Below are 260 nucleotides of genomic sequence, written 5' to 3' on the forward strand. Positions count from 1 at the left end.
GTGCGCTCTTCAAGGGCGCCATCCATACAAGCGAAGCATCGTTCACATGCCATTCCGTCTGCCTTCCCGTTTCAACCGCGCTGCGAAGCGCGTCGTGCCGTCCGCTCCCGCCCGCTCGCTGCGCCATCACCGCGCCCGCACGCAGGCACTCGCCAGGCACACGCACGCGCACAGCCGGCTGGACGGCATCCGTGCGTGGTTCCACGCATTCTTCTCGATGATGAGCGCGCAGGCGTTCGCACGCCGCGCCGGCCTGCGTT

The 260-nt window shown here is 68.1% G+C and carries 1 pseudogene; it reads left to right on the forward strand.

Features of this window, described 5'->3' with window-relative positions:
• Nucleotides 1–46 precede the first annotated feature (46 nt).
• Nucleotides 47–260, forward strand: a pseudogene (locus SB816_RS32840) (hypothetical protein); the annotation flags it as partial.

Source organism: Achromobacter sp. SIMBA_011 (assembly GCF_046535435.1).
GTDB classification, from domain to species: Bacteria; Pseudomonadota; Gammaproteobacteria; order Burkholderiales; family Burkholderiaceae_B; genus Achromobacter; species Achromobacter dolens.